This window comes from Vibrio sp. MMG023 (assembly GCF_021654215.1).
In the GTDB taxonomy this organism is placed as follows: Bacteria; Pseudomonadota; Gammaproteobacteria; order Enterobacterales; family Vibrionaceae; genus Vibrio; species Vibrio jasicida.
The window spans coordinates 840,327-865,376 of record NZ_JAKFZP010000001.1 but is presented as its reverse complement, the minus strand read 5'-3'; the positions used below and the strand labels follow the sequence as shown (position 1 = coordinate 865,376).

At 44.0% G+C, this 25,050-nt stretch carries 22 protein-coding genes; 14 read left to right on the top strand and 8 right to left on the bottom strand.

The features are described 5' to 3' along the window. The first annotated feature begins 193 nt into the window (after positions 1 to 193). The 5 genes from L1076_RS03695 to L1076_RS03675 all read left to right on the top strand — a co-directional run bounded on the left by L1076_RS03695 (position 194) and on the right by L1076_RS03675 (position 6,183). Entirely contained in the window at positions 194 to 1,015 is an 822-nt protein-coding gene (locus L1076_RS03695; protein WP_038876298.1) for a phosphate ABC transporter substrate-binding protein, read from the top strand. Positions 1,016 to 1,113: 98 nt separating this feature from the next. Beyond that, positions 1,114 to 2,046 (top strand): phosphate ABC transporter permease subunit PstC, encoded by a 933-nt coding sequence (pstC, locus tag L1076_RS03690; protein ID WP_038873310.1) that lies wholly within the window; start codon positions 1,114 to 1,116, stop codon positions 2,044 to 2,046. A 22-nt stretch (positions 2,047 to 2,068) separates the two neighbouring features. Then, positions 2,069 to 2,932, top strand: coding sequence for a phosphate ABC transporter permease PstA (gene pstA / locus L1076_RS03685; protein WP_038873313.1), 864 nt, complete (start codon positions 2,069 to 2,071; stop codon positions 2,930 to 2,932). Between the two features lie 60 nt (positions 2,933 to 2,992). Further along, positions 2,993 to 3,742 carry a phosphate ABC transporter ATP-binding protein PstB gene (gene pstB, locus L1076_RS03680; RefSeq protein ID WP_038873314.1) on the top strand — a complete coding sequence of 250 codons (750 nt, stop codon included), beginning with the start codon at positions 2,993 to 2,995 and terminating at the stop codon, positions 3,740 to 3,742. A 374-nt stretch (positions 3,743 to 4,116) separates the two neighbouring features. Further along, positions 4,117 to 6,183 carry a GGDEF domain-containing protein gene (locus L1076_RS03675; protein WP_038873316.1) on the top strand — a complete coding sequence of 689 codons (2,067 nt, stop codon included), beginning with the start codon at positions 4,117 to 4,119 and terminating at the stop codon, positions 6,181 to 6,183. Positions 6,184 to 6,247: 64 nt separating this feature from the next. On the opposite strand, the gene L1076_RS03670 is transcribed toward L1076_RS03675, so the two are convergent. The 8 genes from L1076_RS03670 to L1076_RS03635 all read right to left on the bottom strand — a co-directional run bounded on the left by L1076_RS03670 (position 6,248) and on the right by L1076_RS03635 (position 15,444). Beyond that, positions 6,248 to 7,897 carry a BatD family protein gene (locus L1076_RS03670; protein WP_237303163.1) on the bottom strand — a complete coding sequence of 550 codons (1,650 nt, stop codon included), beginning with the start codon at positions 7,895 to 7,897 and terminating at the stop codon, positions 6,248 to 6,250. Positions 7,898 to 7,901: 4 nt separating this feature from the next. Beyond that, a complete protein-coding gene (locus L1076_RS03665; protein ID WP_237303162.1) occupies positions 7,902 to 9,740 on the bottom strand; it encodes a VWA domain-containing protein in 1,839 nt (612 codons plus the stop codon). Next, positions 9,733 to 10,737, bottom strand: coding sequence for a VWA domain-containing protein (locus L1076_RS03660; RefSeq protein ID WP_237303161.1), 1,005 nt, complete (start codon positions 10,735 to 10,737; stop codon positions 9,733 to 9,735). Before L1076_RS03660 ends, L1076_RS03665 begins: the two co-directional genes overlap by 8 nt. Continuing rightward, positions 10,730 to 11,206 (bottom strand): DUF4381 domain-containing protein, encoded by a 477-nt coding sequence (locus L1076_RS03655; protein WP_038881008.1) that lies wholly within the window; start codon positions 11,204 to 11,206, stop codon positions 10,730 to 10,732. Before L1076_RS03655 ends, L1076_RS03660 begins: the two co-directional genes overlap by 8 nt. 40 nt (positions 11,207 to 11,246) lie before the next feature. Beyond that, complete coding sequence (locus tag L1076_RS03650) at positions 11,247 to 12,173, bottom strand: DUF58 domain-containing protein (protein ID WP_237303160.1); 927 nt, start codon at positions 12,171 to 12,173, stop codon at positions 11,247 to 11,249. A gap of 14 nt (positions 12,174 to 12,187) precedes the next feature. Beyond that, on the bottom strand, positions 12,188 to 13,144 hold the full coding sequence (locus tag L1076_RS03645) for a MoxR family ATPase (RefSeq protein WP_237303159.1): 957 nt from the start codon (positions 13,142 to 13,144) through the stop codon (positions 12,188 to 12,190). 178 nt (positions 13,145 to 13,322) lie between these two features. Next, on the bottom strand, positions 13,323 to 14,048 hold the full coding sequence (locus L1076_RS03640; RefSeq protein WP_237303158.1) for a hypothetical protein: 726 nt from the start codon (positions 14,046 to 14,048) through the stop codon (positions 13,323 to 13,325). A gap of 19 nt (positions 14,049 to 14,067) precedes the next feature. Further along, on the bottom strand, positions 14,068 to 15,444 hold the full coding sequence (locus tag L1076_RS03635; RefSeq protein WP_237303157.1) for a hypothetical protein: 1,377 nt from the start codon (positions 15,442 to 15,444) through the stop codon (positions 14,068 to 14,070). Positions 15,445 to 15,555: 111 nt separating this feature from the next. Here L1076_RS03635 and L1076_RS03630 point away from each other — a divergent pair, with 111 nt between their 5' ends. The 9 genes from L1076_RS03630 (at position 15,556) to L1076_RS03590 (ending at position 24,977) form a co-directional block, all read left to right on the top strand. Continuing rightward, positions 15,556 to 16,299 (top strand): Crp/Fnr family transcriptional regulator, encoded by a 744-nt coding sequence (locus L1076_RS03630; RefSeq protein ID WP_082041423.1) that lies wholly within the window; start codon positions 15,556 to 15,558, stop codon positions 16,297 to 16,299. A gap of 188 nt (positions 16,300 to 16,487) precedes the next feature. Then, on the top strand, positions 16,488 to 18,404 hold the full coding sequence (locus tag L1076_RS03625) for a methyl-accepting chemotaxis protein (RefSeq protein WP_237303156.1): 1,917 nt from the start codon (positions 16,488 to 16,490) through the stop codon (positions 18,402 to 18,404). Positions 18,405 to 18,462: 58 nt separating this feature from the next. Next, positions 18,463 to 18,663: a restriction endonuclease subunit S gene (locus L1076_RS03620; protein ID WP_237303155.1), complete on the top strand. Its 201-nt coding sequence runs from the start codon at positions 18,463 to 18,465 to the stop codon at positions 18,661 to 18,663. Positions 18,664 to 18,841: 178 nt separating this feature from the next. After that, positions 18,842 to 19,510 carry a LuxR C-terminal-related transcriptional regulator gene (locus L1076_RS03615; RefSeq protein WP_237303154.1) on the top strand — a complete coding sequence of 223 codons (669 nt, stop codon included), beginning with the start codon at positions 18,842 to 18,844 and terminating at the stop codon, positions 19,508 to 19,510. Between the two features lie 230 nt (positions 19,511 to 19,740). Next, positions 19,741 to 20,397, top strand: a complete 657-nt coding sequence (locus L1076_RS03610; protein ID WP_038870359.1) for a LuxR C-terminal-related transcriptional regulator — start codon at positions 19,741 to 19,743, stop codon at positions 20,395 to 20,397. A gap of 201 nt (positions 20,398 to 20,598) precedes the next feature. Continuing rightward, entirely contained in the window at positions 20,599 to 21,183 is a 585-nt protein-coding gene (locus L1076_RS03605; protein ID WP_038870360.1) for a calcium-binding protein, read from the top strand. A 64-nt stretch (positions 21,184 to 21,247) separates the two neighbouring features. Continuing rightward, the gene (locus L1076_RS03600; protein WP_038881108.1) at positions 21,248 to 22,966 is read left to right on the top strand and encodes a type I secretion system permease/ATPase; all 1,719 of its coding nucleotides are present in this window, start codon (positions 21,248 to 21,250) and stop codon (positions 22,964 to 22,966) included. Next, positions 22,941 to 24,281, top strand: coding sequence for an HlyD family type I secretion periplasmic adaptor subunit (locus tag L1076_RS03595; protein WP_039975740.1), 1,341 nt, complete (start codon positions 22,941 to 22,943; stop codon positions 24,279 to 24,281). Before L1076_RS03600 ends, L1076_RS03595 begins: the two co-directional genes overlap by 26 nt. Before the next feature lie 135 nt (positions 24,282 to 24,416). Continuing rightward, positions 24,417 to 24,977 (top strand): sugar O-acetyltransferase, encoded by a 561-nt coding sequence (locus L1076_RS03590; protein ID WP_045404794.1) that lies wholly within the window; start codon positions 24,417 to 24,419, stop codon positions 24,975 to 24,977. Positions 24,978 to 25,050: the final 73 nt, after the last annotated feature.

Here is a 25,050-nt window from a genome sequence, read left to right as displayed (position 1 = left end):
GTTATAACCAAATAGAAGCAATATATTTTGAGCTCGAAAGGAAATAAAGTTTGATTGCTGTTTTATTAAGCAGAAATGACAACGTGTCATAGAGCTTTCAACTAAGTGAAACACAACTGTCATATTTGGATTCTAAAGTGAGCATCGTTCAAGTGAAACACAACGGCAATAAGGCCACTTAAAGGAAATTGTGATGAAAAAGACAGTAATCGGTGCAATCGCACTTCTAGGCGCAATGGCAGTGACTCCTGTTTCTGCTAAAGAAACTATCTCTGCAGTGGGTTCTAGCAGCGTAACTCCACTGATGGAAGTTTTCTCTGAAACATACATGAAGACAAACCCGAACGTATTTGTTGAAGTTCAAGGCCCTGGTTCATCTGCGGGTGTTAAAGCAGCGAAAAACGGTTCTGCTGACCTAGGTATGTCTTCTCGTAACCTAAAAGATTCTGAAAAAGAGCCGGCTCTAAAAGAAGAGACAGTTGCTCTTGACGGTATCGCAGTTGTTGTAAACCCACAAAACAAACTATCGGGTCTTACTGCGGACCAAGTTACTGCAATCTACAAAGGTGAAGTAACAAACTGGAAAGACGTTGGCGGTGCAGACAAGCCAATCGTAGCAATCACTCGCGACACAGCTTCTGGTACTCGTGGCGCGTTCGAAGACATCATGTCTCTAAAAATGAAAATTTCTGGTAAGAAAGTATCGGCAATCTCTCAACGTGCTCAAGTTGCTAACGGTAACGGCGCACTGAAGACAATGGTTGCTTCTAACCCATACGCTATCGGCTACATCTCTCTTGGTACAGTTGATAGCTCTGTAAGTGCACTTCCAATTGACGGTATTCAAGCTTCAGTAGACAACGTGAAAAACGGTTCTTACAAAGTTGCTCGTCCGTTCCTTGTTCTTTACAAAGAAGGCAAGCCATCAGCTGAAACTCAAAAATTCCTAGACTGGATGCTAACTGATGAAGCGCAAGCGCTAGTTGACCAAAAAGGTTACATCTCAGTTAACTAATCCCATCGGGACTCTCAAGTTTGCTCAGCCCACCATTTCGGGCTGAGCCTTTTCTATCCATTGTGTTCAAGGGCATTGCCTAGAACCGTGAGATTTTTATGACCATCGCAACAAATAGTGAAAAGCTTATGACTACTGACGCTAAAGCGATCAGCAAGCCAGGCCTACGCGAGAAACGCCGCGTTGACTGGAGAGAGCGTATCTTCCACGGCTTGTTTTTAACGAGTGCTGTTATCGGCATCGTTTCATTAGCAGTAATCGCATACTTCATCGTTCGAGAAAGTATTCCAGCCTTCCAAGAAGTTGGCGTATCAGGCATCGTGCTCGGCCAAAACTGGCTGCCACCAGCACTTTACGGTGTCGCAACTATGATTGTTGCTTCTATCGTTTCGACAGCTGGTGCAGTATTAGTTGGTGTGCCAATCGGCGTGTTGACTGCGGTCTTTATCGCAGAAATTGCACCGAAACGTTTGGCTGATGTTATCCGCCCAGCGGTTGAGCTCCTTGCCGGTATTCCTTCGGTGGTTTACGGCTTCTTCGGCTTGGTTATTATCGTGCCGCTTATCCAAAACGTATTTGATGTACCAGCGGGTAATACTATTTTGGCAGGTATCATTGTACTGGGTGTGATGATTCTTCCTACTGTCATCACGGTTTCTGAAACGTCTATTCGTGCAGTCCCTCGCACTTACAAAGAAGGCTCTTTGGCTCTTGGCGCTTCTAAAATCTACACCATATTTAAATTGCTCGTTCCAGCGGCTCGCTCAGGCATCATGACAGGTGTGATTCTGGGTATTGGTCGTGCGTTGGGTGAGACTATGGCGATCATCATGGTTATGGGTAACGCGCCGGCAATGCCAGAAGGCATCCTTGATTCGGCTCGTACGCTAACCGCAAACATCGCTATTGAAATGTCTTACGCAAGTGGTGTTCACGCGAACGCTCTATACGCTACAGGTGTGGTACTACTGGTCTTCATCATGTCGTTGAACGCTGTACTACTTTACCTAAACCGAGAAAAAGCGAAGTAATCGTTCGTTAAAGGTGACTATTATGGATCGCGCAAAATTAAAACAGGCACGCCAGTTCAAAGATAATGTATTAAGCGCATTTGTCTGGGTCTCGGCAGCATTAACGGTAGGCTTTTTGTTCTGGATTATCTGGTACATCCTATCTAACGGTCTACAACACGTAGATTGGAACTTCATTACTGATGACTATACGCGCACAGGGGACGAGCACGGCATCTTCCCGATGATTGTGTCGACTATCTACATGGTTATCGCATCTATCGCAGTGGCAGCGCCGCTCGGTATCATGACGGCAATTTACTTAACCGAATATGCAAAAGTAGGTAGCCGTTTAGTGAAAATCATCCGATTCTGTACCGAGTCATTGGCGGGTATTCCGTCGATAATCTTCGGTCTATTTGGTATGACTTTCTTCGTAGCGATTCTTGGCCTTGGCTTCTCGATTCTATCGGGCGCTCTAACGCTAAGTATTCTTATCTTGCCAGTGATCATCCGTACCACGGAAGAAGCATTGATGGCAGTACCGCAAACGTACCGCGAAGGCTCTTATGGTCTTGGCGCATCGAAAATTTACACTATCTGGCGCTTGATTCTTCCGAGCGCAATGCCAGGTATCTTAACCTCGGTCATTCTAAGTATTGGTCGTGTCATTGGTGAATCTGCTCCAGTTTTCCTGACAGCAGGTATGGTTGCTCGTATTCCGGATTCTTTATTGGATTCAGGCCGTACACTAACCGTTCACCTATACAAACTGACTACCGAACTGTTTACCATTGAGGAATGGAATCAGGCTTACGGTACCGCGACAGTTCTGATTGTTGTTGTTCTACTGATCAACATGGTTACAAAACTGATTGCACGACGTTTTAACACAGCAACTTACTAACAACACAAATTAAGAACGCACGTTAAAAGACACGAATTCAAGATTTAAGAGATTAAGAAAATGAACAAGTTTGATATTGAAAACCTAGACCTGTTTTACGGTGATAACCAAGCACTGAAATCAATCAACCTACCTATTCCAGTACGTCAAGTAACCGCACTAATCGGTCCTTCTGGTTGCGGTAAATCTACACTATTACGTTGTTTGAACCGCATGAACGATCTTATCGAAGGCGTTAAGATCACTGGCAAACTGTCCATGGATGGTGAAGACATTTACGGCAACATCGATGTCGCTGATCTTCGCATCAAAGTGGGGATGGTATTCCAAAAGCCAAACCCATTCCCAATGAGCATTTACGAGAACGTGGCATACGGTCTTCGTGCTCAAGGCATTAAAGATAAAAAACACATTGATGAAGTGGTTGAGAGCTCACTTCGTGGTGCAGCACTTTGGGACGAGGTGAAAGATCGTCTTAAGTCACATGCATTTGGACTATCTGGTGGTCAGCAGCAACGTCTATGTATCGCTCGTACAATCGCGATGGAACCTGATGTGATCCTAATGGATGAACCAACATCGGCACTTGACCCAATTGCAACACACAAAATCGAAGAATTGATGGAAGAGCTGAAGAAGAACTACACCATCGTTATCGTGACTCACTCAATGCAACAGGCGCGTCGTATTTCTGACCGCACTGCGTTCTTCCTAATGGGTGAGTTGGTCGAGCACGATGACACACAAGTGATCTTCAGTGACCCGAAAGACGACCGTACTCAAGGCTATGTAAACGGCGACTTTGGTTAATTAACGTATTTATCAGCATATACATGAATAACTATAAGCGATGGTACTCTTGCCCCTCTTGATGAGGGGCCTTTTTCGTTTAGGGTATGTGGAATTTTCTCAATACCAATAATGTTCATGTTGATTCACTTTTGCGCCTAATTTTGCAGTATGTAATTCGGATGAAACACCTGTCTAAAAATGTTGAAAGGTTCTCGATTGTGAAATTAAGTACAAAATTTTTGCGAAAGACTTAACAGCTCAACTTGGATTCCATTGATTGCATATCATGGCCTAAGTAGTTTTTTATCGAGAATAAAAAAGTAGATTAGGTTGGCCAGGTGAGTTTAAAAAGTTTTACAAGAACGGTCTCTTCTACCAGAGACCATAGATTATTGGCGGAAGCCATATTCGAGCATCTAGAACAACGCTTTTCCCCTAGTGCGATAGCGATCTTTGACGATCCGCTCACCAATCCATCAGGTGCGGTGAGGTTTTCTCGTGGTGATTTGACTCCAATCCGTCAGTACCCTGAAGCATTCTGGGATTGGGCGAGCCAATTTGATACTTCAGAAAGTATTATTCCGCTGGCCATCAATACCTGTAATTGGAACCACACCCAAGACCTTGGCGGCGAAAGTTACATCATGATGCTCGATAACACGCCGATCAAACGTACCTACCTACTGATTCAAAACGTCCAAGCTCGCTCCGCCCACAATATCTACGAAGAAAGTTACGATGCAATGCAACTTGCCGCGGCTCGCTGGCAGTGTATTCGCGCAGAAAAAAGCGCATCGCAAGAAATGAAGCATCGTGATGTCCGAGAGGCCCAATACGTCGATGAACTTAGCCAGCGAGAACGCTTCATTGAAAACATGAAGCTCGTACAGCAAGTGGCGTTGGACATCTCTAATCCTGACTCTCTTAAAGATCTCTATTTAAAAGCGGTTGAAGCCTTGCGTGAACGTTTAGGTTTTGACCGTTCTACTTTAATGCTGTTGGACATGAAAAAGCGTAGTTTTAGTGGGACCTATGGCACTAATGAGGATGGCATCACGATTGATGAGTTTCACACTCAATATGATCTTCACCAGTTGAGTGAAGAGTACATCGCAGCACTGTCGAGTACAGAGCGTAATCTCGTCATTGTCGAAGATGCACCGATTTATACCGCCGGTAAAGTCGTAGGGCAGGGCTGGAATGCGATGTTAATCCTACGAGATGGTAATGAGCCTTTTGGTTGGTTCGCACTGGATAACTTTATTCATCGTAAGCCCGTGACGGCTTATCAAAAGCAGATGCTGGAATCTTTTGGCTCACTTTTCTCGCAAATTTATATCCGTAAGCGTCAAGAACAAAATGTGCGCATGTTGCACTCAAGTATGGTGGAGCTTTCTCGATGTACTACGGTCAGTGATGTGTGCAAATCCGCAGTGACCTTTGCCATTAAAAACTTGGGCATCGACCGTATGGCAGTGTTCTTGACCGATGAAAATTGCTCTTATATGCAAGGTACGTGGGGGACCGACATCCAAGGCAATGTGGTGGATGAATCTTATTTTTTTGGGGAGACACAGGACTTCTCTTTGATTAATTTAGCACGATCTATGCTGAATGAGGTTGCGTTTGAAGAGTCGGTTCCCATCTATCACGATTGCAATATTGTTGGTTTCGGCTGGGCGGCCATGACAGTGCTGACTTCCAATAGCAGTGGGCCTATTGCTTTTATCGCCGTTGATAATCTATTAACTCGTGCGCCGCTTACCTCCCAGCTTCGTGAAGTGATTCGGATGTTTGCATCAAGCCTTGCTGAAGTGCTGCAACGTACACAAGCACAAGAGGCGATTCGCGAACTTAATGAAAACCTAGAGCTAGAAGTACAAAATCGGACTAAAGAGCTGGAAGAAGCCAATCGACAATTGGAAGTATTGTCTAAACTCGATCCTTTGACTCGCCTTGGTAATCGACGAATGTTAGAGCACGTCATGCAGAAGTACTGCTCGGTAGAGCATGATGAAGTCATGTCATTTGGATTGATCTTAATTGATATTGACCACTTCGGCTTGTTCAACAACCACTATGGACATCTAGAAGGTGATATCGCGTTAATGCGAATTGGTAACATCCTTGAACACCATACTAAAGATGAAGATGAAGTCTTTTGTCGAATTGGCGGGGAAGAGTTTGTTTTGTTGATGATTGGGTCACACCAAGAAGAGGTCAGGTTGAGAGCCGAATGCATCCGTCGTTGTATTGAGGAGGAGGGGATTAAGCATTGCCATAATCCAGAAGGTGAGTTACTTACTGTTTCTGTTGGTTATTCTTGTTACTTGACACAAGGTAAAGACTTTAACTTCGATCATTTGTATCAACTCTCCGATAAGGCTTTATACCGAGCTAAAAACAGTGGTCGCAACTGTGTTCGGGCGGTTGAAATAGAGAAGCAGAGTGTTGCTTAGCACTAAAAACAAAAATGGCAGCTTGAAGATAAGCTGCCATTTTTATCTAACACTTAATTGTTTGTTAAAGCTTCTCAAGCTGGTGGCTGGTTTTGGTTGTTTTGTCTTTGCTGAGTTGTTTGAGTATTGCCAGCAAAGTATCACTTTTCCATGGTTGCTGAGTGGAGCTAAATCGAGATTGATTCATCACATTCAATTCAGTTCTTACTGCTTGCACCGCCTCTGATTCGATATCAGCGTAGTGAGTGTTTAAGTAGTCGTTAACTGCTTTTTCAATCTTGATACTGTCACCTTGCTTTATGACATCCTCTATATCTCGAATGGAGGCGTTATGAGTACTCACCATCACTTCTGTTGATTGTGGCGTTTTGCGTTTTCTCCATAAGCCAATGGCAATAGCGGAAGAAACCAACCAAAGTACCGCAAAGACGAATGTTAATGTTTGCCAAATCGTATCAACGCCACCTTGTGGAGCGGTTGGAGATGCCGTTTGTGTTGGTTGTGTTGGCAGTACACTTTCTGGCAGGGTTATCAGTCCAGTATCACTTTTCTCGACTTTAAGATTTAATTCAGCGATTTTTGATTCTCTTGCTTGATCACGATTGCTATCCCACCAATTTAGCTTGTAACCGGGTAAGGTAAGGTCACCAGCTTCCGTTGGGATCAGCACTTGCTTCATTGTCATGGTGACGGTGCCATCTCGAGCTGTTTCGAACTGAGGTTGTTCAGGATAAACACGCAGTGTACTTGGGTAGACAATACCAATACGAGGTAGATATTCCGCTTGTGTACCACTAGCTCGAATACGAATCGTACGAGTAATTGAAGATCCTTGTTTCACTGTGCTGACGGCATTTGCTGATAGCGGATTGCCTTGCTCATCTTGCCAGCTTTGCGTTAATTCTAAAGCAGAAGCTGGCAGCCAGTTACCTTTAAAGTCTTTAGGGATAGGCTTTACAGTAATTGGCATTTGCTCAGTTTTAGTATTGATTGGCATGATCTTGGTTGAGCCGGTTAGGCTGTCACCATAGATGTAAGAACCCGTCAATTTAGGGCCATTTAGCGTGTAGGTACCAGGTTGTTCGGCTGTAATGCGGAAAGCTTGTTCTACGACCGTCACTTCTAAGCCATCAATGATGCGTTGTGCCTGCTTCATATCGCTGGCTGGCTCGATTTTCATCCCATCAATGCTTGGCGGCACGACTTGTGGATTATCCAAACGGCGAGGGTCTACTTTGATCGCCAACTGCATACGTAGTGTTGCTGACTGCTGTGGGTACAAAGTGTGGCTATCCACGCTCATGTTGAAGCTAAACAAATCGTCTAGATTCGGCTCACCTTTGTCTTTTGTCACACGAAGCTTAATTGGCTCAGTTTTCATCCCATCTGCAGAAAAGCTCGGTATGGTGACGACGCCTTCTTTCATCGGTGCAATCGAGATGCTCCATTCTGTGCGAACGGTTTTGTGGCCGTTAATGTTATTACTAGAACGGCCGTAGCGAGGTTGTCCTAAAAAGAAGTCCTGTTTCAATGCGTCAAAGTCGATCGCATCGGAGCCAAGCTCGGTATCTGCCATGATCCTTAGGTTGATCACTTCGTTCTTCGCCACCTGAGTTTTGTTTACACTAGCTTGTAGGCTTTGTGCAAAAACCGAAAAGCTAGTCAGTAGGCTGGCCATCAGAACAAAGACCAGTTTTGCGCCTTTTTTCATCATGGACTTACCACTCCTTATTAGATTGTTGTGGACGTTGTTTTTGTTGAGCTTGAAGCTGCATTTGAGCTCGAATCAAGAAACTAGGGTCACGCGCACTTTCTACCGCTTCTAAGCGACGGAACTCAGGATCGTCCTGAGGCGTTTTCTCTGGCTGAGCTTGAGCCTGCATAGGTTCACCTTTTTGCTCGCCTTGTTTCTCTTCTTCTTGTTTGGCTTTTTGTCGCTCAGCTTTCTGATTTTCTTGTTTATTTTCAGGTTCTTGCTGGTTTTGTGACTGTTGCCCTTGCTCTTGTTTAGCATCACTCTGAGACTTTTGTTGCTGGTTTTGTGACTGTTGCCCTTGCTCTTGTTTAGCATCACTCTGAGACTTTTGTTGCTGCTGTTGCTGCTGTTGCTGCTGTTGCTGCTGTTGCTGCTGTTGCTGCTGTTGCTGCTGTTGCTGCTGTTGCTGCTGTTGCTGCTGTTGCTGCTGTTGCTGCTGTTGCTGCTGTTGCTGTTGCTGCTGTTGCTTCAGTTTCTCCTCTACAACCGACAGGTTCTTTTTCGCCGCCTCAAAATCGGGCTTCTCCTCTACCAATTGTTTGTAGAGGTTTGCTGCATCATCAAGTTGACCGTTTTGAGCAAGTGCATTGGCGAAGTTATAACGTCCATCTAAAGTCGAGTTGTTTGAGAAAGCCTCAATGGCACTTTCATAATCACCGGCTTGATAGCTGGCAGCACCTTTCCAGTTTGGGTCGGTAAAGGTGTTTTGTGCCTTTTCGTACTCACCTTGTTGATAAAGCTGCTCGCCTTGCTGGTTTTGATTTAGGAACGCGCTCGCTTCTGCTTTTGGTGTCCAAGTCATTGGTAGTACGGTCGCAACCAGCACCCAAACCATACCTCTACGAAAGAGAAGGACAGCAGGAATCAACAGCAGTGGAAGCAACCAGAAACCGCTATTTAAGCGCGAATCTGTTTTTACATCCTCGCTTTGTTTCGCGGCAAGGTTGTTACCAGCATTATTGGTAAACGCGGCAATGTTCTCTACATCACGGTTATTATGTTGAATCGGAACGAATAATCCGCCAGTTTGCTTCGCCAGCGTCTGTAAATTTTTCAGATTCGTTTTCGCCACAACCGTATTGCCTTGTCGGTTCTTCATCAAAGAACCATCCGGAAGAGCAATTGGTGCACCATTTGATGTTCCGATAGCAAGCACTGACACTCTGACATCTTTACCATTTAACAACGCTAGTGAACGTGATAGTTCGGAGTCATCCAAATCATCTGCCAACACAACGATGTCACCTTGATTGACACCGGCTTGTGTAAATTGACCAAGAGCGGTTTCTATCGCGGATGGTAAATTCGAACCTTGGTAAGGCATCAGTTCTGGCGATAGATTCTCAATAATGCCAGCAAGTGTACTCGAATCGGTTGTGAGTGGGCTTAAGGTATAGGCGTCACCTGCGTAAGCGACTAAACCTGTCGAACCTTCTCTCCACTTCGGTAATAAATCTAACGCTTTATAGCGTGTTTGCGATAGTCGATTTGGCTTCACGTCCGTTGCGTACATAGAGCGTGACATATCCAAGACTAATACTCGGTTCTGGCTCAGTTCGAAACTTGGGCGAGTATTCGATTGCCAGCTCGGCCCTGCCAAAGCGATGCAGGCGGTCGCCCAAGCGAGTCCCCAGATAGCAAAGTAATGTTTGGTCTTGATGGAATGACCGAGCATTTTTGCTAAGTGCGGCGCTATCAAGGAGGACTTCTTGGTTTTGTACTGGCTATTTAGGGCTAAGACGATAGGAATGACGAGCAAACCCAACAGCCAATATGGATATAAGAATATAAACTCAGCCATGTTTTCTCCTTAGAACAAACAGAAACACGGAAAGAACGAGTGCTGCGCTCAGTGGGTAAGGGAACCATTCAGATTGAGGTCGCCAAGTCTGAGTGTCGCTAGAGACGGGTTCTAACTGGTTAATTGTGTCGTAGATTTTTTCAAGTTCTTGCGCATCACGGGCACGGAAATACTGGCCACCTGTCATTTCGGCAATCTTAGTAAGTGTTTGCTCATCGAGGTCAGAAGCGGTGTTCACTTTACGAGACATGAAGAAGTCTTTCACCATCATCTCGCCCGCGCCGACCCCAACAGTGTAAATAGTGGCGTTGTATTTTTTTGCAATGTCTGCGGCTTCAAGTGGATCTAATACGCCTGCTGTATTGCTGCCATCACTAAGTAAAATCATCACACGTTGTGGTGCGTCGCTATCAACAAAGGTTTTGGTACCTAAGCCGATTCCGTCACCAATCGCTGTGCGTTGTCCAACCAAGCCAATCACAGTTTGATTGATTTGTTGCATCACGGTTTTACGGTCCGCCGTTAGCGGTGTTTGTAGGTAAGCATGATCGCCAAACAGAACGGCACCCAAACGGTCCCCGTCGCGCTTTTGAACAAATTCAGACAGGACTTTCTTCACTGCTGTGAGACGGTCAATGTACTCGCCATTGTCGTTCATGTCTTCTTTTTGCATTGAGCCTGACAAGTCAACGACTAGCATCATGTCACGGTACTTCGGTTGGAACTCAACCGGGTCGCCATACCAAACCGGACGAGCACAAGCGATAACCAATAAAGCCCAGATAGCAATAGACAGTGCCTTCTGGGCTAACTGTTTTGGCTTGGTGCTGTGTTCGTTGTCAGGCAGGTAGGCCAGTTTGATTTCAGCTTGCTGAGTCTCTTCAGGGAAGAACTTATAAATCAGCCAAGGTAGGGGCAGTAAAAGAAGAGCCCACCACCAGACCAACTCAATGTTAAACCATTGAGAGAGGCTCGATACGAGATTTGCCTCAGTCACGAGTTTTTGCCTTTTTCTTCGGAGGCAAAGCGCTGTCAATCCAGAAAGCACAATCATCAATCAAATCTTGATGCTGTTCTTGACCAGATTTTTGGTAAAGCGCGGCTTGCCACTGTTGTTGTTTGTCTACGAATCGAGTTTCTTTGGTGTAGCTATCAAGAAACTCATACCAAGCAGAGCCGGTTAATGGTGCGATCTCTTCCCGAGGGAAGTAACTCAAAGCCGCTTGGCGGAGAACCTCTAATGCAGAAGACGGAGTATGTGGTGTGAGCGGGTTGGTCAACAATTTCAAAGCGGTCTTTTTAGCAACAAGACGTTTTGAACGCCATCTTAAGTACAACACGACAATTACGATGGAAAGAATTATCCCGCCCAGAACAGCCCACCATCCCCAAGCAAGTGGGAACCAATCTGGTGCATTCGGTAGGATTAAAGGTTCAAGGTTTAGGCTTTGGTTATTCGTTGTCATTATTACTACTGCTTGAATGTTTTATATGTTGTTACTGTGGTTAGCTTAATTGCTGAATCAGGGGAAACCCACTAGACAGACTATTAAATGGAATCGCCATCGAGTGGCATTGTTGTTTGATGGCTTGCTGATGCCTATCGAAGTATGATTCCAATGCCTTTCGTTGTCCTTTTGAACCAAAGTTGAACCATTGACTTCGATGACCGTCAGACGCTTTCGCTTGACCTCGAAATTTGGTTTCACCTCGCTCTAAAGGGTCATAGAATTGGACTGCACGAACGCTGTTGTGTTGCTTTAGTCGACGCAGTTGAAGCAGCTCTTTCTCTTCCACTTGAGCAAAGTCGCTCAATAGAATGAGCTCACTGCCTTTCGGCGTAAGTTTGTGTAGCGTTTCAATGGCGCTCATGTATGGCAGCGTACGTGTGCTGTCAGCGTGTTGATTCGTAAGCAATTGATTGTGAGTATTCACTATCGCGTCAAGAATTCTTAGCCCTTGCTTTTGAAGAGAAGAAGGGCGGAACTCAATACATTGGGAACCATCATCTATCACCGCGCCGATGCGGTCTTTCTTGGCTAACGTCAGCCAAATCAAGACGCTAGCGAAGTGCGCCATTTGAACCGACTTCAATACATATTGCGAACCAAAGTGCATGCTTGGGCTCAAGTCGATGTATAAGATCACCGCTTGCTCTTTGTCTTCAGCAAACAACTTGGTGTGCGCTTTTCCGGTTCGGGCCGTTACGCGCCAATCGATGCTGCGAATGTCATCACCCGCTTGGTATTGGCGTACTTCCATAAAATCCATACCGCGCCCTTTTTGACGGCTGGTATGGTTACCGCTCATTTGCGACCAAATACTCTGTGCTGGTGGCAACCAACGAACCGATTGAGTGCGATATTGAAGCAGCTCTTCAAGGGTTAATGTCACCCCATTCGCATGAGGTGGCAATGCATATGATGCAGACATGTCACCTACCTACGTTATGCGCTACCTACAAGATTAAGAAGCTTGTCGATAACCTGATTTGCTGTAATGCCTTCTGCCTGAGCGTGGTAGCTAAGCAGTAGACGGTGACGTAGCACAGGGTAAGCCATGGCTTGAACGTCTTCTGGTGAAACGAAGTCACGACCTGCCAGCCACGCATGAGCACGAGCACAACGGTCAAGGGCGATCGTTGCACGCGGGCTTACACCCATTGATAGCCATTTTGCTAACTCAGAATCGTAATCGTTAGGAGTACGAGTCGCCATCACAAGACGGACAATGTATTGCTCAATCGCGTCTGCCATGTGAATGTTGAGCACTTCTTTGCGCGCTGTGAAGATGTCCTCCTGGCTTAAGCTCGGGCGTTCCACCGCTGCTTCGCCTTTCGCTTCACCACGGTTGATGCGTAAGATGGCGAGCTCGTGCTCTGCATCTGGGTAATCCACATCAAGGTGCAACAAGAAACGGTCGAGCTGCGCTTCTGGCAGCGGATAAGTTCCTTCTTGTTCTATCGGGTTTTGCGTCGCCATTACCAAGAAAAGTTCGGGTAGCGCATACGTGTTGCGGCCAGCCGTTACTTGCTTTTCTGCCATGGCTTCGAGCATTGCTGCTTGAACTTTGGCCGGCGCACGGTTGATTTCATCGGCAAGGATCAAAGAATTGAAAATCGGACCAGACTGAAAGGTAAATTCGCCCGTTTCAGGACGGAATATATCTGTACCCGTTAAGTCGGCAGGCAGTAGGTCGGGCGTAAATTGAATGCGGTGGAAATCGCCCTCGACACAATCAGACAGGGACTTTACAGCTCGTGTTTTTGCAAGACCTGGAGGACCTTCAACCAAGATGTGCCCATCGGCAAGTAGAGCGATCAGTAACTGTTTTACCAGATCATGTTGACCAATGATCTGGGACTCTAAATAGCTTTGAAGCGTTTCGAAGTTCGTTTTGTGCATTTTGTGGACTCTCTGGGTATCCATTTGATTCTTATTTTGTGTATTGGTCACTCATTCGTAGGGAAAAGTTCCAGTACGCCCGTGTAATTTATCTTTCCAATATTGGGATCTTGCTATGGTTTACAAGCTGTTGGCGAGAAACTATCAATCAGCAACGCATATTTTGTTATCTATGTTCTCAAAAGGCATGTTTTAGCGTGAGCCAAAAGTTGTCATCTTCATCCGTATTCATCGCCATACTCGAATCTTTGGTGATGTTGTGCCCGACCTGTGTGACAAGTTCAAACAAACGGATCTTTCGCCCTTTTATACTATAGGTATATTGAGGCACTAAGTTAACGAACCAATCGCTAGTGACTTGCCAGCGTATAAACGTATATAAGGTCAAGATTGATGTGTTTGGGAACACAGAGTTTTTTGCTGCTTCATTTTCTGTCCAAGTTTCACCGTACAGAAATGCTGGATTCACTCTCAAATTCTCTAAAACGGGAATAATCTGTATGGCCCCGAGTGAAGCGCGATTGATCGCAATAGAGCCCGTATTATTGCGTTGGGCGTCAAGAAATAACCCACTACCACTAGGTTTGTAGATAGAGAAATGACGTAAATGCACGGTTTCAAAATCGTCCTTGAATTGAAGAAAACTGTTGTGTCCCAAAACACTGTCGGGGCTATTAAACCCGATTTGTCCAATTGCTCCATATCCATTGGTGCCAGTTCGTAAACCTATAAATGAGCTAAGAGCGGTAGGATCGTCGAGATCTTCGAGCGTTTTAGGGGTTGTAGGTGATGCGTAAACACTAGTAATTAAGAGTATTAACAACAGAAACAGCACGAGTTTTAATAACATAGCGACCTCTGGATAAGAATAAATGTGAATCAATGGCAGGATAGAACCTGCCATTCTTAATGAGAGCTTGGGGTTAGTCTTCGCTACATGGGAACATGAGTTCGAAGTTGTTTGTGGTGGTATAGAAGGTTCTCGGGTAATACTCTCTCATCACAGGGGCTATATCTTTGTCCTGCTGAATATTTTGTATGGCGTGAGAAAATGTTGGAGAGGCAAGCATGTGGCGAATTTGAACGATTGACGCGTCTTTATCGATAATGCCATCGCCATCATCGGCCATTGGCAGCCAACCAATACCACATTGAGTAATAGCATTGCGAGGTCTATCTGATTTGCGACTTACGGCAATGGTATAGTAACCGTCTTTGTCGACAGGAATTCGTTCATCATAAAGGCAGTCATTGACTTTGGTAACGGCAAATCCTTTGTTGGAACAAACGGACCAATAGCGAAGTTCACCGTTGCCCATGGTTTTTTCACCGTGGAAAGTTTTAGGAGTGATAGGGGCTTTAGCGCGTAGCACAAACACCGGACCATGCTTGCGGTTGACGACAGTTCGAATATAGTTGTTGTCTAGATTAGGATAAAAGCCACCAGAACTACGCCTTGCCTCTGGGTTTATGTTTCCTGTATAAATTCCTAGCAAACTTTGGCGATCTAACTGGATGTGCCAAGTCGCTGGATTCGTAGCAGGGAAACCGGCAGGTTTGTTGGGCTGAGTCACCAGTTTTCGGTACTTTTCTACTGGTATCCCTAAAGCGTTCAACTTCGCTGCTAATGGTTGAGAGCTGTGCAGGGCGTCGCACGCTTCTGGGCCTCTTAGCTCTTTACCTGACGCAAGTGTCACGACGGGCTCTGGCAGAGCAGCGTTTGCGGTGCCATCACTGTTTTCATCTTTTGCATAGATACGATAAATCAGTACTTGCTGATTGGCGGATGACTTTGGTGTGTGCAGTTCATCAGATTCAACACCTTCACGAGTTTGGCCTGCGGTGTAGTCTTTTGTTGGCTCCGAATCGAGAATTCTAACTTGATAGCTTCTAAATACACTGTCTCGTTGACTCCCGTTTCTAAAGGGATTTACGCTGCTTTGGCTCGGTTTAATCATATAGTCAGGTAAGGATTGAACTGGTCTTCCTCGATCGTCGTAGCTGATTAATGACATATAGCGGGAGTGGGGAAATTGGCCTTCTAATCTCAGTGTTGCGCCTTCTGGAACGGTGAAAGCGGCCCCCCAATATTTTACGGCAGCATCAGGGTAGGCAACGTTGATGTATGGATCGGCTGAGACCGGGCCGTAGCGAAAAAAGCACGTTCTTTCTCCTGGAATTCCCTCAAAATGATCATCGGCGACAGATGCAGTACTCCACGTCGCGCAGGTTAATAGAACGCCTAATATCGAGACGTGACTGAGTAATCGTCGGTGTGTTTTTAAGCATAGCATTAGCATTATTGAATCCTCTTCTCACAGCCTTGTTGCTTTTACTGGCTTTTCTTATCGGATAATTGTTAGTCTTCCGTAACAATTGGTTAACAACATATCGGAGATAGGATGAGAACAATGTCTAAAAACTTACATTCTCATGTTGAGTTTCCACTTGGTCAGTTGGAACAAGATGCTTTGCTTTGTCAGATCTTAAATGAAGACCCAACGCTTCAACGCTTAGAGAAAAGTGCGATTGAAGAAATGATTTTGTCGGCAAAAATTGAGACTTATAAGATGCCGACGTTGCTACATTCAGCTCATAAATCCGTTGACACCATGCGGCTTGTTATATGCGGTCATATTGAGTTAGCGAGTTGCAGTGAAGGTGGTGACGAAGCTTGCATTGCGATGCTGGGGCCGGGCAGTTGGTTGACATGGGTAGGTTGTTTTGAGAATGAACCTACCAACCATGATTTCTATTCATCTTCTGATGCTGTGATCATTGCTATACCAGTCAAGAAAATGAGAGAGATCGCCTCGCGTTATCCTATTTTATATCAGATTGCGATTCACGAAATCAGTTTCCGTTTCCGATTACTTATGGAGTGGACAACCGAATCTGTCCTTTTAAAGAATGAATACCGGGTGGCAAAGTTATTGTATTTGGTGAGTCGATTAAATGCACCCCATGGAGAGCCGAGTCCTATCTTATATACTCAAAACAAACTCGCCCATTTATCTCGATGTACTCGTCAGACACTAAGCCGCTCTCTGCAATGTTTGTCTAAAGAGGGCATTATTCAAATTGGCTATCGACGAATAGACATCATCAATCAAGATAGGTTAAACGCGTTTATTGCACAGGGATTGGCAGATTAGGTCAGAAAAGATTCGTTAAAGAAGAAAGCGTTTCTGTTACATCATTTTTGCAGATTTTTGTGAGATTTTTCTCTAGTTTTGTAGGATTGGGCCGATATAGATTCCGAGCCGTGCATAGCAAATACTTATGCACCAAGTTTACCCTGTTCAGAATGCAGATAACGAGTGATTCTTTTAAAGGTCCAAATATGTTGAAACTTACTTCTCTGAGTATCAAACAAAAGGTGGTACTCGGTATTACTTTTGCTGTTTTAGCCTCGACTATTATTGTCGGTGTCATGGCGCAGCGCCACGCCCGAGAGGTGCTTAGTCACCGTTTGATTGACATTGAATTGCCTGCGATGTTGCAGCAAATCAATGCCGAAATTGACCGTGAAGTTGTCCAAATGCAACAAGCGGCAAAACAGTTAGCAACCAACGAATTTGTGGTTGAAGCCCTATCTACGACCGACCGTAACCCCATAGTTGAAGCGCAACTCGTTCAGCAACTCAATAATGTGAAATCTCAATATGAGTTAAACGATGCGTCTGTAGCAAACCGCCAAACCGCATACTACTGGAACCAGAACGGCTTTCTACGTCAACTCAATCGCTCACAGGATGGGTGGTTTTTTGGGTTCACCTCTTCGGGCCAAGACACGTCAGTGAGCGTGTTCCAAGAGTCCAATGGTGACGTGAAAATGTTTGCTAATTATCAAGATGTGAATGGCATCTCGATGTCTGGTTTGTCAAAATCGATGGATGATATGGTGTCGCTCCTGAATGGCTTCAAGATTGAGAAATCAGGCTATGTTTTCCTAACGAATAGTAAAGGTGACATCCAGATCCATCGCCAGCAAGGCAAAAATAAAACCTCAATTGGCCAACTGTTTGGAAGAGACGCTTCTCAGCTGCTTAACAAAGGTCATTTCAATCTCGTTACTACCGAATTTGAAGGCCAAGATATGTTTGTATCTAGCCTGTATGTGCCATCAATGGATTGGTTTGTGGTTGGTGTCGTGCCAGTGAATGAGGTATTTGCTGACCTTGATGCAACAGCAGAGAAAATGTTGTTTACGACTGCAATCGTGGCGCTAATCTTCATCGCAATGGGTATTTTGCTGGCAAACAGCATTACTAACCCAATTCGCCAAATTGCAGACCGATTCACTGACCTTGGTGAAGGGGAAGGCGATTTGGCTCAGCGTATCGAAATCAAAGGTAACGACGAGATTGCTCAGCTATCAAAAGGCTTTAATGGCTTTATTGAAAAGATTCACGCGACTATGAAAGAAGTGTCGTTAACCAGCGGCGCATTAAGCCAAGCTGCAGACAGTGTATCCAGCAAAGCCACATCAACGCACGATAATAGCCAAGAGCAGCGTGACCAAACAATTCAAGTGGTAACGGCGATTAACCAGATGGGTGCGACCATCAGTGAGATTGCCTCTAACGCTGCAACCGCTGCGGATACAGCAAACCAAGCATCTGATAACACACAGACAGGTCGCCAAGTGGTTACTCAAGCGAAAGAAGTGATCAGTCGCCTTGCCGATGACGTTGAAACGACCAGCATGGTAGTGACGCAACTAGCAACCACTACCAAGGACATTGGATCTATTTTGGATGTGATTCGTGATATCTCTGAGCAAACCAATTTACTTGCGCTGAATGCGGCAATTGAAGCTGCGCGAGCAGGGGAGCAAGGTCGTGGTTTTGCTGTCGTCGCCGACGAGGTTCGAAACCTTGCTTCACGCACTGCTGTCTCTACCGAAGAGATTCAGAAGATGATCAACCAGCTTCAAAGTGACGCTCAAGATGCAGTGACTGCAATGGAAGCGGGTAAAGCGGTAACATTCGAAGGCGTTGCCTCAACTGATGAAGCGGTTGAAGTGTTAATGAACATCTCTGAGCGTATTGCCGATATCTCTGACCGAAACACACAAGTAGCGACGGCAACCGAAGAGCAATCAACGGTTGTACATACCATCAATCAGAACATTGAAGAAATCAATGCGATTAATGAAATGACCACGGCTACAGCTGAAGAGTTGGCAAGTGCAAGCCAAGACCTACAAGAGTTATCCTCTCGTTTGGATAAGATGGTTGGTAGCTTCAAACTCTAGAGTTGGATAGAATAGGCCTAATTTACAAGTTTAACGACTATATATTTAGGTAAGTACTATGAATGACTTCGAAAAAGAACTAGAACAGATTTCACAAGAAGCTGCTCAAGAGCCGGAAGTAAAGCTTCCTTCTTTAGAAGAGCAAAAGCAAATCGCTGTTGAACTGAAGAAGCTAGAAGCTGAAGGAAAGCTGACGCCAGAGGTTCTTGAGCAATACTTTGGTAAGTTCAATCAGAAAAATTCAACACCAGTGCACTAATAAAGGGGGAGTTTACGAACTCCCTTTTTCATACCTACCCATTAACTCACCTTCTTTAACTAGCTTTTAATCAATAAGTTATTCTTTGTTACTACTTTTTTTCATACTTGACAATACTGCTGCTCTATCTAAATCTATTGCTTATTTAAATCAAAATAACTAAAGGGCTGCAAAAGAGATGGAGTGTAAAAGTACAAGGAACGTCATATTAATTACTGAGGACAGTTTGCAGTCGTCTTTGCTTAAAGATGTTCTCGAAACCAAACTCAGTATTAACGTTGTTTTGATTACCCCAGAGAAGCTCAGTGAGCCCTTAAATTGCTACGGCTCAGCTTCGGCAACCTTAATCGATTACAGTGTGGTTTCAGATGAAATCTTTGCTCGTTATGTAGAATTCAAGAAAACTGAGCTAAAAGGCACGATTGAAGTGCTGATCAATTGCGATAAAACCATTTCAACAGAAGAGCTGTTCGTTTGGCAGAATCTTGCCGGAATTTTCTATACATCAGATGATATTAATAATCTTCAAGTTGGAATTGGCAAAGTTTTACAGGGCGATATGTGGTTTAGCCGTAAGTTTTCACAACAGTATATTACGCACTTACGTCGACACAGCAGACCAGTTAATAAGAGCATGTCCGCAATTTTGACGAAAAGAGAACAGCAAATTATTACCTTCTTATCAATGGGGGCTTCGAATCAACAGATTGCTGAGCAACTATTTGTGAGTGAAAATACTGTGAAAACCCATCTCCACAATATTTTTAAGAAGATTGACGTGAAAAATAGAGTTCAAGCATTAATTTGGGCTAAAGAAAATATGTCTGGTTTATCAATAGCAGTATAAATTCAGCTAAGTTAGCGTTTATTTCTTCTAAATTGCGATGTAGATCTATCATTCATTTTTAATATGTAAGGAGTGTTTCTTTTATGAGAAACACTTTTTTTGTTTATGATTTTAACCAAATTGCAATTTAAAAAAGTATCAAATAACTCTACTCTATCGTCTAGCACTTAGATATGAGTTTAGGTGCTCAGCAATAACTATTAAATTCAGAACATTAAGTTAGTGAAAGTATGAGAAACATTATGGAACAGTATAAGGAAAGGCCCGAGATCCTAATGATCACTCAACAAAGTCTGCAGAGTGAAAATTTTAAGGAGATGCTTTCTAAAAATACAGAAACCAAAATAACCATCATCGATAGTAAAAATCCAAGCTACCATGAATTGATTCCTGAAGAGTATTTCCTGTTAGTTGATTTCTCTGTAGAAACACCATCTGATACTTTGGTTTATCTGAAAGATAATGAAAAAGTGCTAGGAACAATTATGTTAAACCTAGGGCATGAGCTTGATACAGAAGAATTAGCGTCATGGCCACATGTTAAAGGTATATTTGGTCCAAGCGATTCGATGGCGAAACTTTGTCAAGGACTTAAAGCGATTATTGATGGTGATAATTGGCTATCAAGACGACTACTTGAACAACTTTTGACTTATTACAAAGGTAAGGAGTCAAACTATGTTATTGAGCCAGCGATAGAAGTTGAACTTACTCGAAGAGAGGTACAAGTTCTTCAGATGTTGAAAGACGGTGGTTCTAATATGGAAATAGCAGATTCACTGTTTATTAGTGAGCATACGATTAAATCTCACCTTTACAACATATTCAGAAAAATTGAGGTTAAAAACCGCACCCAAGCGACAAGTTGGGCGAAGAGAAACCTTTAGTACTACTTTTAACTTTTTGTTTTAGATGTTGTTTATATCTAAAAGTACCACTTTTTGTAGTGTTAAAAATATTGATAGTTTGAAATATCAATCCATATTCAAACTTGTTCCTATGTTTATGTTTATTAGACTTCTCATGTCTGAAGGAAGTTAATCCAGACGTGAAGGTCTATTCAAATATAAAGCCAAGAGGGACATAAAATGAGCACAAATGACACATATTTCGGTGATTCGGGTGAAAATAACCAAGTCGCTGATTTTGATGGCGGCAATGACATCTTCGTCGGCTTTGGTGGCAACGATTCATTCGTTGGTGGCGGTGGTGACGATTTCGTTGTAGGCGGCGCTGGTAATGACCGTCTAACCGGTGGTGCTGGTGACGATATTCTAATGGCTGGTACAGGCAACGACTACCTTGGTGGCGGTACAGGTAGTGATTTATTGCTCGGTTTATTGGGAGATAACAAGCTAAACGGTGGCGTCGGTGATGATGTTTTGGTTGCTGGTTCTGGTGACAACGTTGTTATTGGTGGTAGCGGTGCAGACAAGTTCGTCTTTACGGACAAGTTTGGTGGTCACGGCGAGGCAAAAGTGGTTGATTTTACCATTGGTGAGGACTCCCTTCACATCATCAGTGATTCTGTAACGTCATATTCTGATCTTACTTTTACCTATGATGCGAAAGGTAATGCTGTCTTTACAGACGGCGTCGATCTGACCGTTAAACTTATTGGTGTTACACAAGAAGACATCAACTCATACGGTAGCGACTTGTTCATTATTTAGAATTGAGTCTATTTTAGGCGCTAGTATTTCTAGCGCCTACGCTTGCAAATATGTGGTAGTAATCGTGCAAAAAACGGTTTTCAAAGAAGTCAGACAAAAACTATGCACGCTCACAGGCTTGCTGATTGGTTTTAGTCTATTTATAAACTTATTAGTCCTATCTATTCCGTTGTACATGTTACAAGTGTACAACCGAGTCATCTCTTCATATTCCATTGATACACTGCTCCTTCTGACGGTTATTGTCATTGCGGCTTTATTGACGATGTCTCTGATTGACATTGCTCGAGCTCAAATGAGCAAGACATTTGGGTATTGGATGGATGCGAAACTTTCGGTATTTATGCTGAAACGAAGCATTCAATATCAAGCTCATTCAGGGAAAAGCTACACGTCACAAGTATTAAGAGATATCCAAAACATCAAGAGCTTTTTAAGTAGCCAGGCCCCTTATCCTTTGCTTGACGCCCCTTGGACTCCAGTCTTTATTCTCTTCGTGTATTTGCTCCATCCTATGTTGGGACATATTGCTCTGGGCGGTTCTGTTGTGCTCTTTAGCTTAGGAGTGGTCAATGAATTGGTGACCAGAAAGACGATGCAAGAGAGTGAAGTTCGGGCTATATCGCATATAAATCATGCCGAGATCGCTACCCAAAATGCGAACTCAATTATGGCGATGGGGATGATGAATGCGTTTTTAGAAAAGTGGTATTCAAACGTTAATGAATCGAATCGATTGGAACAGCGAGTTACAGGTAAGTCGATTTACTTGGCCAACTTTTCCAAATTCGTTCGCGGTGCGTTACAAATTTGCTTGCTGGGTGGTGGAGCATTATTGGTTATCCAACACGAAATCACCGCGGGTGCCATGATAGCCAGTTCAATATTAATGAGCAGGGCGCTGTCTCCGATGGAGCAAGCTATCGGTACTTGGAGAAGCGCCATGTCAGCAAGAAATGCTTATCAGCGTTTATTTGAGATTGATCGAGTGGTTACGCAAGAAGAATCTGATATGCCTTTACCAAGGCCAAAAGGGCACTTTGAGTTGACAGGAATGGCTTATCGCCACCCCGGTGCGAGTGAACCTGTTTTATCAGGTATTAGTTTATCTATTCCTCCTGGTGTATCTGTTGGTGTTATTGGCCCTTCAGGTACAGGGAAATCGACTTTTGCTAGGCTTTTACTGGGTAACATCAAGCCGTTAGCCGGCAAGGTAACGTTAGATGGGATGGAGGTCTCGACTTGGGCCTCAGAAGATCGCGGTGCCCACTTTGGTTATTTGGCACAAGAGGTTGAACTCTTCCCTGGTACGATTCGAGATAATATTGCACGTTTTAAAGATGAAGATCCTGCAAAAGTTATTCAAGCTGCTCAGCTTGCAGGTTGCCACGAATTGATTCTGAAAAAGAACAAGGGATATGATTTTGTGATTGGTGAGAACGGGCGTGGGCTTTCAGGCGGTGAACGACAACGTATCGCATTAGCTAGGGCTGCATATGGAGAGCCATCCGTTGTGGTATTTGATGAAGCGAATGCAAACTTGGATGGCGAAGGTGAAGCCGCTTACCAACGCTTGATTGCGCATTTGAAATCACAAGGTTCAACCGTCATTGTTATTGCTCACAACCCGAGTACGTTGAGACAAATGGATCGTCTACTCTATTTAGCGGAAGGCCGAATTAAGCTTTATGGAGCAAAAGACGAAGTGCTGAAGCGTTTGATGGGAGAAGAAAAAACAGACATACCGAGGGTGCGAAATGAGCAATCAACTGCCAACCGTTAATGAAATGGCTGCCGAAAAAGTCTTTCGCTTCAAACCAGATGCAGAGCTTCATTTAAAAGGGCCAATCTTTCTTGCTATTTTAACGCTGACTTTATTTTTGGGCGGGTTGGGTTATTGGGCGGCGACAGCAAAATTGGAGAGCGCAGCCATAGCTTATGGCGACCTTTCTGTCTTGAGCAAACGGCAAGAAATTCAGCATTTAGAAGGTGGAATTATCGATAAGCTGTATGTACAAGAAGGTGATCTTGTGGAAAAAGGCCAGTTACTAATACAGTTGTCTGAACGTCAAGCAACCGCCAAATTGGATGCGCTCGGTGGTCAATATATTCACACCTTAGCAAAAGAAAATCGTTTGAATGCAGAGTTAGATGAACTGCCTGATATCAATTGGTCTCAAGATCTTGAAACGATACAAAGCACCGATGTCGTGACCGAGGCAAAGTCAGTTCAAAACAAAATTTTTGAAGCCAGAAAGCGATTTTTCGACAGTAAATTAAGTATTATAAATCAAAGTATCTCGGGGGCGAACCTAGAGCTTGAAAACTTAAAGCAGACCAAAGTTATTGAAAGAGAAAGACTCAAGTTTATCGAGGAAGAAATCACAAGTAACCAAGCTTTGGTGCAAAAAGGCTTTTCTGGAAAATCGGCTTTGTTGCAGTTAAAGCGCTTGGCAGCAGAGGTGAGAAGCACACTAAGCCAATTAGATAGGCAATCACTGACGGTCAGTAAGCGATTGGATGAGAATCAAGCCAAGATAGAAGAACTTAGGCTAGAGCGACTTAATGAGATTGTTGAGGAGCTAAGAAACACCAAAACTGAGATGGTAACGATTCGAGAAGAATATCGCTCAGCAAAAGATGTGGTTGCGCGCACTGCTATTGTTGCCCCTATTTCAGGGAGAGTGGTTAATATGCAAGTCTTTACCGAAAAGGGCGTCATTGGATCTGGAGAGACCTTATTAGAGCTTGTACCTCAGGACGATAAGTTGCTGGTGGAAGCGAGAGTCAGTCCGCAAGATATCGATTTAATTACGCCAGGGCAGCATGCTCAGATCCGTTTGACAGCATTGAATGCTAGAACACTTGCACCTTTAGATGGAACCGTCTTGACGATTTCTGCGGATAAGTTGTCTGAACAAAATGAAGACGACTTCTATCTTGCTCGTATTGCACTTTCTCAAGAGGATGTAACCAAGCATAGGTTAACGTCAGGTATGAATGCTGAAGTGTTGATTCTCTCAGAACCTAGGACGCCATTGAGTTATCTTGTTAAACCATTAACTGAAAGTATGAATCGTGCATTTCGAGAAGATTAATGGATGGTTTTTGTTTGAATTAACGTCATTGTGCCAACGTAAATTGCGTAAATAAATAATTCATTAGACGGGTCACATTTTGCGGTGTTGTGATGTGTTTTGATTCGTTTTTATTTTGGTGAGATGGTGTGTTCGGTGAAGACAGAAAAACAAAAGATGCTGGCTGGTGAGCCATATGATGCTTGGGATAAGGAGCTTTACCAGGCACGTATTGAGTGCAGAAAAATGCTACAAAAACTCAACAACAGCATTCCAGATACGGACGAATGGCGAAGCGCAATTGATACGCTTATTCCAGACGCTGAAGGTGCATTTTTAGAGCCGCCATTCCGATGTGATTATGGTTCTAACATCAAGTTAGGAAGAAACTTTTACGCGAACTTCAACTGTGTTGTTTTAGACGTCGCAGAAGTACATATTGGTGACAATGTGTTATTTGCACCCAATGTACAAATATACACAGCAGGCCACCCTTTGGATGTGAAAGGTCGTGTCGAAGAAGGTGTTGAGTTTGGTACGCCAATTACGATTGGTGACAACGTATGGCTGGGCGGTGGTGTTATCGTGTGCCCTGGCGTAACGATCGGTGAAAATTCTGTAATTGGTGCGGGAAGTGTGGTGACAAAAGATGTGCCACCAAATGTGGTTGCTGCTGGCAATCCGTGTAAAGTCATTCGTTCAATTGAACAAAAATAAGCGAAGTAAAATATACAGCCCCGACAAGTAATACTTGTGAAATTAGAAAGCCGACATATTGTCGGCTTTATCG

Coding starts and splice junctions, on each gene's coding strand:
- pstB (WP_038873314.1), top strand. CDS start 2,993: ATGAACAAGTTTGATATTGAAAACCTAGACCTGTTTTACGGTGATAAC.
- L1076_RS03665 (WP_237303162.1), bottom strand. CDS start 9,740: ATGGCTGAGTTTATATTCTTATATCCATATTGGCTGTTGGGTTTGCTC.
- L1076_RS03635 (WP_237303157.1), bottom strand. CDS start 15,444: ATGCTAATGCTATGCTTAAAAACACACCGACGATTACTCAGTCACGTC.
- L1076_RS03625 (WP_237303156.1), top strand. CDS start 16,488: ATGTTGAAACTTACTTCTCTGAGTATCAAACAAAAGGTGGTACTCGGT.
- L1076_RS03630 (WP_082041423.1), top strand. CDS start 15,556: ATGTCTAAAAACTTACATTCTCATGTTGAGTTTCCACTTGGTCAGTTG.
- L1076_RS03645 (WP_237303159.1), bottom strand. CDS start 13,144: ATGCACAAAACGAACTTCGAAACGCTTCAAAGCTATTTAGAGTCCCAG.
- pstA (WP_038873313.1), top strand. CDS start 2,069: ATGGATCGCGCAAAATTAAAACAGGCACGCCAGTTCAAAGATAATGTA.
- L1076_RS03655 (WP_038881008.1), bottom strand. CDS start 11,206: ATGACAACGAATAACCAAAGCCTAAACCTTGAACCTTTAATCCTACCG.
- pstC (WP_038873310.1), top strand. CDS start 1,114: ATGACCATCGCAACAAATAGTGAAAAGCTTATGACTACTGACGCTAAA.
- L1076_RS03670 (WP_237303163.1), bottom strand. CDS start 7,897: ATGATGAAAAAAGGCGCAAAACTGGTCTTTGTTCTGATGGCCAGCCTA.
- L1076_RS03650 (WP_237303160.1), bottom strand. CDS start 12,173: ATGTCTGCATCATATGCATTGCCACCTCATGCGAATGGGGTGACATTA.
- L1076_RS03640 (WP_237303158.1), bottom strand. CDS start 14,048: ATGGCAGGTTCTATCCTGCCATTGATTCACATTTATTCTTATCCAGAG.
- L1076_RS03605 (WP_038870360.1), top strand. CDS start 20,599: ATGAGCACAAATGACACATATTTCGGTGATTCGGGTGAAAATAACCAA.
- L1076_RS03695 (WP_038876298.1), top strand. CDS start 194: ATGAAAAAGACAGTAATCGGTGCAATCGCACTTCTAGGCGCAATGGCA.
- L1076_RS03620 (WP_237303155.1), top strand. CDS start 18,463: ATGAATGACTTCGAAAAAGAACTAGAACAGATTTCACAAGAAGCTGCT.
- L1076_RS03615 (WP_237303154.1), top strand. CDS start 18,842: ATGGAGTGTAAAAGTACAAGGAACGTCATATTAATTACTGAGGACAGT.
- L1076_RS03610 (WP_038870359.1), top strand. CDS start 19,741: ATGAGAAACATTATGGAACAGTATAAGGAAAGGCCCGAGATCCTAATG.
- L1076_RS03595 (WP_039975740.1), top strand. CDS start 22,941: ATGAGCAATCAACTGCCAACCGTTAATGAAATGGCTGCCGAAAAAGTC.